This window comes from Thiomicrorhabdus cannonii, assembly GCF_013391695.1.
Classification (GTDB): domain Bacteria; phylum Pseudomonadota; class Gammaproteobacteria; order Thiomicrospirales; family Thiomicrospiraceae; genus Thiomicrorhabdus; species Thiomicrorhabdus cannonii.
Genome location: NZ_JACBGH010000012.1, coordinates 58574 through 65422, shown reverse-complemented (window position 1 = coordinate 65422; position 6849 = coordinate 58574). Strand labels below are relative to the sequence as shown.

The 6849-nt window shown below is 51.9% G+C and carries 7 protein-coding genes; 6 read left to right on the top strand and 1 reads right to left on the bottom strand.

Annotated features, from left to right (window positions below):
* Positions 1-165: 165 nt before the first annotated feature.
* The gene (gene ispB / locus HZ297_RS10845) at positions 166-1131 is read right to left on the bottom strand and encodes an octaprenyl diphosphate synthase (protein WP_178863658.1); all 966 of its coding nucleotides are present in this window, start codon (positions 1129-1131) and stop codon (positions 166-168) included.
* A 327-nt stretch (positions 1132-1458) separates the two neighbouring features.
* Between ispB and rplU the strand changes: the two genes are divergently transcribed.
* The 6 genes from rplU to groL all read left to right on the top strand — a co-directional run bounded on the left by rplU (position 1459) and on the right by groL (position 6766).
* Positions 1459-1773 (top strand): 50S ribosomal protein L21, encoded by a 315-nt coding sequence (gene rplU / locus HZ297_RS10840; RefSeq protein ID WP_178863657.1) that lies wholly within the window; start codon positions 1459-1461, stop codon positions 1771-1773.
* 65 nt (positions 1774-1838) lie between these two features.
* The gene (gene rpmA, locus HZ297_RS10835; protein ID WP_178863656.1) at positions 1839-2096 is read left to right on the top strand and encodes a 50S ribosomal protein L27; all 258 of its coding nucleotides are present in this window, start codon (positions 1839-1841) and stop codon (positions 2094-2096) included.
* 154 nt (positions 2097-2250) lie between these two features.
* Complete coding sequence (cgtA, locus tag HZ297_RS10830) at positions 2251-3336, top strand: Obg family GTPase CgtA (protein WP_178863655.1); 1086 nt, start codon at positions 2251-2253, stop codon at positions 3334-3336.
* A 52-nt stretch (positions 3337-3388) separates the two neighbouring features.
* Positions 3389-4513 (top strand): glutamate 5-kinase, encoded by a 1125-nt coding sequence (gene proB, locus HZ297_RS10825; protein WP_178863654.1) that lies wholly within the window; start codon positions 3389-3391, stop codon positions 4511-4513.
* Positions 4514-4772: 259 nt separating this feature from the next.
* A complete protein-coding gene (locus HZ297_RS10820; protein ID WP_178863652.1) occupies positions 4773-5063 on the top strand; it encodes a co-chaperone GroES in 291 nt (96 codons plus the stop codon).
* A 74-nt stretch (positions 5064-5137) separates the two neighbouring features.
* Complete coding sequence (groL, locus tag HZ297_RS10815; protein ID WP_178863650.1) at positions 5138-6766, top strand: chaperonin GroEL; 1629 nt, start codon at positions 5138-5140, stop codon at positions 6764-6766.
* Positions 6767-6849: the final 83 nt, after the last annotated feature.

The following is a 6849-nucleotide window of genomic DNA, read 5'->3' as shown; positions in this document are numbered from 1 at the left end:
TGTTGAGAGAGCGGTAGAATTTTCGCCCTGAAGATAGCGCTTTGCTATGGTGACTTTTGTATTGCGACTGTATTTGGACATGAAAAACCCCCAAAGTTGGTGTCCAACATTTGGGGGTCACTTCATTGAAGCGGTTTTTTTTGCATTTTCTTTTTAGGGCGCTTTTTAGTGTGTGCGGTTAACCGCCAAATCGGCCAGGGCGCACATGGCGGTTTTAATCGCGCTGTCCGCCAGGGGGGCGAGTGCGAGCTTGGCTTTTTCAGCCTCTTGCTGGGCGATTTTTTGCGTGTAGGCGATGGCGCCGGAATGCAGGATGATTTCCGTCACCTCTTGCAGCAAATCAATGCCGTCGCTTTCAATGGCGCGGCGGATCAGGGCTTTTTGTTCCTCGGTACCGTTTTCGAGCACGAAAATCAGCGGCAAGGTCGGCTTGCCTTCGGCCAGGTCGTCGCCGACGTTTTTGCCGAGTTCGGCTTCATCGGCCATATAGTCCAGCGCATCGTCGATAAGCTGGAACGCGGCTCCCAGGTGGCGACCGTAAAGCACAAAGGCTTCTTCGAGTTCCGGTTTGTTGGCCAGAATCGGTCCCATCTGGGTCGCGGCTTCGAACAGTTTGGCGGTCTTGCGGTGGATGACTTCCATATAGCGTTCTTCGGTGGTGTCGGCATCATGGCAGTTCAACAGCTGCAAGACTTCGCCGGCGGCAATCACATTGGTGGCTTCCGACATGACCTGCATAATACGCATCAAGCCGGGTTCGACCATCATTTCAAACGAGCGCGAATAGAGAAAGTCGCCCACCAGAACGCTAGCCGCATTGCCCCAGACTTCGTTGGCGGTCTTATTGCCGCGACGCGTGTCGGAGGCATCGACCACGTCGTCGTGCAACAGTGTGGAGGTGTGGATGAATTCGATAACGGCCGCCATCAGACGGTGATCGGTGCCTTCATAGCCGCAGGCGCGTGCGCTCAGCAGGGTGAGTAGCGGGCGCAAGCGTTTGCCGCCGCTATTGATAATGTAATGGCCAATCTGGTTGATGAGGACAACGTCGGAAGCCAGGCGCTCCAGAATCAGCGTGTCCGTCGCCTGAATATCGTCCAAAATTAAATTGCGGATTTCACTTAATGTCATAGATTGCGCCATCGCTGCGGCCAGGCTAATGAATTGAAAGCCGATATTCTAGTATGAATGCGGGAATGAGTGCTAGTTTTTACTACCGTCGATTTCATTGGATTGGGCGCAAGTTCGTGCTTGAGCGTAAAATAGAGCGTTTGCTTAACCCCAGGATTCTGCAGGAATTGTCGCGGAATTAAATCTCAACAGGCCGGGTGGCTAAGCGCTTTAAATTTATAGATTTTTTTATTAAATTGTTTTGAACTTTCTTTAAAAAAACTATATAATTCCGCCTTCGCTAAATAGCGGCTTATTAAAAAGAATTTAGATATCCGGGAGATATGTATGTACGCAGTTATTAAAACCGGTGGTAAGCAGTATCGAGTTCGTGAAGGTCAGGTTATTCGCATTGAGTCTTTGAATGCAGAAGTAGGCGATGCGGTTGAATTTGACGAAGTACTGATGGTGGGTGAAGGCGCTGACGTTAAAGTTGGTGCGCCTGTTGTTGAAGGTGCTAAAGTTTCTGCTACCGTTGAATCAAACGGTCGTGGCAAGAAAGTGACTATCATCAAGTTCCGTCGTCGTAAGAACCGATCTAAGACTAAACAAGGTCACCGCCAAAACTACACTGAAGTTAAAATCGGTAAGATTTCAGCTTAATTTATGAATCTCAAACGGGATTGCTTCTGAGTAGGGGGCAATGCTGTTAACAGAAGGACAATACCATGGCTCATAAGAAGGCAGCAGGTAGTACGAAAAACGGTCGCGATTCCAATGCCAAACGCTTGGGTGTCAAGCGTTTCGGTGGCGAGCAAGTAAACGCGGGTAGCATCCTTGTTCGTCAACGTGGTACTAAGTTCCACCCAGGTGTGAACGTTGGTCGCGGTAAAGACGATACCCTATTTGCAAAAGCAACCGGTCAAGTTGCGTTTGTATCTAAAGGTAACCCAGTTCGTACCTACGTGACGATCGTTACTGAATAATCTTTATTCGGACGATGATGAAAAAGCCCCGCAATAGCGGGGCTTTTTTGTTATTTGTCCATTGGTTCAAAACAGTCGATTAAATTTAGGGGTTTTTAACCGCTAATGCTAAAATTGACACTTTCCATTCCCACAATCCTAGAGGCAACTCCCCATGCATTTTGTTGATGAAGCTCCCATATACGTTGAAGCGGGTAAGGGCGGTAACGGTATAGTCGCTTTTCGTCGCGAAAAGTTCATTCCGTTCGGAGGCCCTAACGGCGGCGACGGCGGTGATGGCGGAAGCGTGATTCTGCAGGCGGATCGTAATTTGAATACGCTGGTCGATTTCCGTTATACCAAGCACTTCAAGGCGCAAAACGGCCATTCGGGCATGGGGCAGCAAAAGACCGGTTCGGCCGGCGAAGATCTGGTGATTCTGGTGCCGGTCGGCACGACGGTGACTGATACCGACACCTTGGAGTTTCTGGGCGATTTGACCGAGCATGGCCAGAAGCTGGTGGTGGCTCAGGGCGGACGTCACGGTTTGGGTAACACCCATTTCAAGAGCAGCCGCAACCGTACGCCGCGCCAATGCACGCCGGGCGAGGCGGGCGAAGAGCGCAATCTGATGCTGGAGTTGAAAGTGCTGGCGGATGTGGGTTTGTTGGGCTTGCCCAATGCCGGTAAGTCGAGTTTGATTAGTGCGGTTTCGGCGGCGCGTCCCAAGGTCGCCAACTATCCGTTTACCACGCTTTACCCTAATTTGGGGGTGGTGCGCGTCTCGCCGGAAAGCAGTTTTGTGATGGCGGATATTCCGGGGTTGATCGAAGGGGCGGCGGAAGGCGCCGGCTTGGGGATTAAATTCCTCAAACACCTGTCGCGCACCGGCTTGCTGCTGCATGTGGTGGATATTGCGCCGCCGGACGAGTCCGATCCGGTGGATTCCATCCGCATCATTGAAAAAGAGATGGAAAAGTACAGCGACGAGCTGCTGGGCAAAGAGCGTTGGTTGGTCTTGAATAAAATCGACCTGTTGCCGGCAGAAGAGGCGCAGGCGTTGTGTGACCGCATTGTCGAAACCATTGGCTGGAGCGGTCCGGTCTACCGCATTTCGGCGGCACAGCGCGAGGGGACCGAGCAGTTGGTGCGTGACATCAGTTATGCGCTGGAAGCGAAACGCCAGGCGCAGTTTGCCGCCGACGACGCCGAAGCTGTCGCCGTGGCGCGCAGACAAGTCGAAGAAGATTTTGATTTCTAAGTTTGAAAATTTACGTTTAAAAAACTGAACAGGCCGGGTTGGAAAGAGAGAAATGCAGCGTTCCCAGTTAAAACAGACTAAGCGTTGGGTTATTAAAATCGGTAGTGCCTTGCTGACGGACGACGGCCAGGGTTTGAACCTGAACGCCATGCGCCGTTGGGTGGAGCAGATGGTCGCCTTGCGCGACGCCGGTGTAGAGGTGGTGATTGTCTCCTCCGGCTCGGTGGCCGAAGGCATGCAGCGTTTGGGGTGGGAATCGCGCCCCTCCGCGGTACATGAATTGCAGGCGGCGGCGGCTGTCGGGCAGATGGGGTTGGTGCAGGCTTATGAGTCGGCGTTTTCGCATTACGGCATCCGTACCGCGCAGATTTTGATGACGCATGATGATCTGGCGAGCCGCAAGCGTTATCTGAATGTGCGAAGCACCATTCAGACGCTGCTGGATTACGGCGTGATTCCGGTCATCAACGAGAACGATACGGTGGTCACCGACGAGATCAAATTCGGCGACAACGACACCTTGGCAGCCCTGACCGCCAACCTGATCGGTGCGGATGTACTGGTGATTCTGACCGATCAGCAAGGTCTGTATGACGACAACCCGCGCGAGAATCCGAATGCCAAACTGATTAGCGAGGCGCAGGTCAGCCGCAAGGATATCGAGGCGATGGCCAGCCCAAGCGGCGGCGCCTTGGGTAAAGGCGGCATGTATACCAAGGTGATGGCCGCCAAGCGTGCGGCGCGTTCCGGCACGGCAACCCTGATCGCCTCCGGCCGTCAGGAGAGTATTCTGCCTAAGTTGTTTTTTGGCGAGCAATACGGCACTTTGTTGATTCCTGATCTGGAACCGTTGACGGCGCGCCAGCAGTGGTTGGCAGGGCATTTGCAGGTCAAAGGCAGGCTGGTGCTGGATGACGGTGCCGTGCAGGTGCTGAAAAAGTCCGGCAAGAGTCTGCTGCCGATCGGCGTGAAGTCGGTCGAAGGTAATTTTCAGCGCGGCGAGATGGTGGTCTGCGTGGATTTGCAAGGCCAGGAAGTGGCGCGCGGCTTGATCAATTATCCGATCAATGAAGCGCAAAAAATCCTCGGTAAACCGAGCCACCAGATTGAAGCGATTCTGGGGTATGTGGACGATGAATCGCTGATTCACCGTGATAATTTGGTGGTTAACGAGTAAATCTCGATGCAATGCGCCGGCTTTAGCCGGCGTTTTTGTTTGGGTTGCAAGGCCTTCGACCCGGCCTGTTGGGTTTGATTAATTTTTTTTGGGGCAACGCTTGAATAATAAAAGGCGGGCTCCATATAGGGTTGACAGCCCAACAGAGTTGGCTAAAATGGTTAGCACTCTAAAAAGGTGAGTGCTAATTCAAAAAAATTATCACAACCTATAACGCATTTAACAAATTCATTTTTAAGCATAAATTAGGAGAAACCCTATGAATATTAAGCCATTGCATGACCGTGTCGTGATTCGTCGTGTTGAAGAGCAGCAGATGTCTGCCGGTGGCATTGTATTGCCAGGTTCCGCTCAAGAAAAACAGAACATGGGTGAAGTGCTTGCGGTAGGTCCAGGTAAGGCATCGACAGCCGGCACCATTATTCCGATGACGGTCAAAGCCGGGGATAAAGTGATGTTTGGTCAATACTCGGGTCAGGAAGTCAAAGATGACAAGGGTGAGACTCTGTTGGTCATGCGAGAAGATGACATTATTGCGATCATTGGCTAAGCGTTACGCTTAAGCGACCGATTCAACTGAGAAATTCAAAACAAGTTTCAAATAAGTTTTAAAGGATAGTAAAGATGGCAAAAGAAGTCAGATTTGGTTTAGATGCACGCGAAAGAATGGTTGACGGGATTAACATCCTGGCCGATGCGGTGAAAGTGACTTTGGGTCCGAAAGGCCGTAACGTGGTATTGGAAAAATCTTTCGGTGCGCCGACTGTGACCAAAGACGGTGTGTCTGTTGCGCGTGAAATCCAGCTGGAAGACAAGTTCATGAACATGGGCGCGCAAATGGTAAAAGAGGTTTCTTCTCAAACCAACGACGTGGCCGGTGACGGTACGACCACTGCAACGGTATTGGCGCAAGCCATCGTGCGTGAAGGCATGAAAGCGGTTGCAGCGGGCATGAACCCGATGGATTTGAACCGTGGTATCCATAAAGCGGTTGAAGCCGTGGTTGAAGAGATCAAAGCGATGGCGCAGCCTTGTACGACATCTGCGGCGATTGCACAGGTCGGTACTATCTCTGCTAACTCTGATGCAGCCATCGGTAAGATGATTGCCGACGCGATGGAAAAAGTCTCTACCGAAGGTGTTATCACGGTTGAAGAAGGCTCTTCTTTGACTGACGAGCTGGTGGTGGTTGAGGGGATGGAATTTGACCGCGGTTACCTGTCGCCATACTTTGTAACCAACCAGGACAAGATGGTTGCCGAGCTTGATGGCCCGATGATCCTGTTGTACGACAAAAAAATCTCTAACATCCGTGATTTGTTGCCAACATTGGAAGCCGTTGCCAAAACAGGTCGTCCATTGTTGATTATCGCCGAAGATGTTGAAGGCGAGGCTTTGGCGACACTGGTTATCAACAACATGCGCGGTATCGTGAAAGTGGCTGCGGTTAAGGCACCAGGTTTCGGTGAGCGCCGTAAAGCGATGTTGCAAGACATGGCGGTATTGACCGGCGGTACAGTGATTTCTGAAGAAGTCGGTTTGGGTCTGGATCAGGTTACACTGGAAATGTTGGGTGAAACCAAGTCTGCAGTGATCGGTAAGGATTCGACTAAGTTGATCGACGGTGCCGGTTCTTCTGAAGCGATTGAAGGCCGTTGCGCGCAAATCAAGGCGCAGTTGGATACGACTACGTCTGAATACGACAAAGAGAAACTTCAGGAACGTTTGGCGAAGTTGGCCGGCGGTGTTGCAGTACTGAAACTGGGTGCGGCGACTGAAGTGGAAATGAAAGAGAAGAAAGACCGCGTTGACGATGCGTTGCACGCGACTCGCGCTGCGGTTCAGGAAGGTATCGTTCCTGGCGGCGGTGTGGCCTTGGTGCGTGCTAAAGCCAAGATCAAAGTGGAAGGTGACAACGACGATCAGAATGTCGGTATCCAGATCGCATTGCGTGCGATGGAAGAGCCGATGCGTCAGATTGCCGCCAACTGCGGTCTGGAAGGTTCTGTTATCGTCAGCAAAGTGTCTGAAGGCGAAGGCAACTTCGGTTTCGACGCAGCCAAAGAAGTTTACTGCGACATGTTGGAAGCCGGTATTATCGACCCGGCCAAAGTAACCCGTTCTGCGTTGCAAAACGCAGCGTCGGTGGCTGGTTTGGTGTTGACGACCGGTGCGGCGATTGCTGACCTGCCTTCAAAAGGCGACGAAGGTGCAGCAGGCGCAGGCATGGGTGGCATGGGCGGAATGATGTAATTCCGAACATCACACAGCTGTGAATCAAAAAGCCCGCATTATGCGGGCTTTTTTTGTTTTTGGACGCGGCCGGTTCAGGAGTA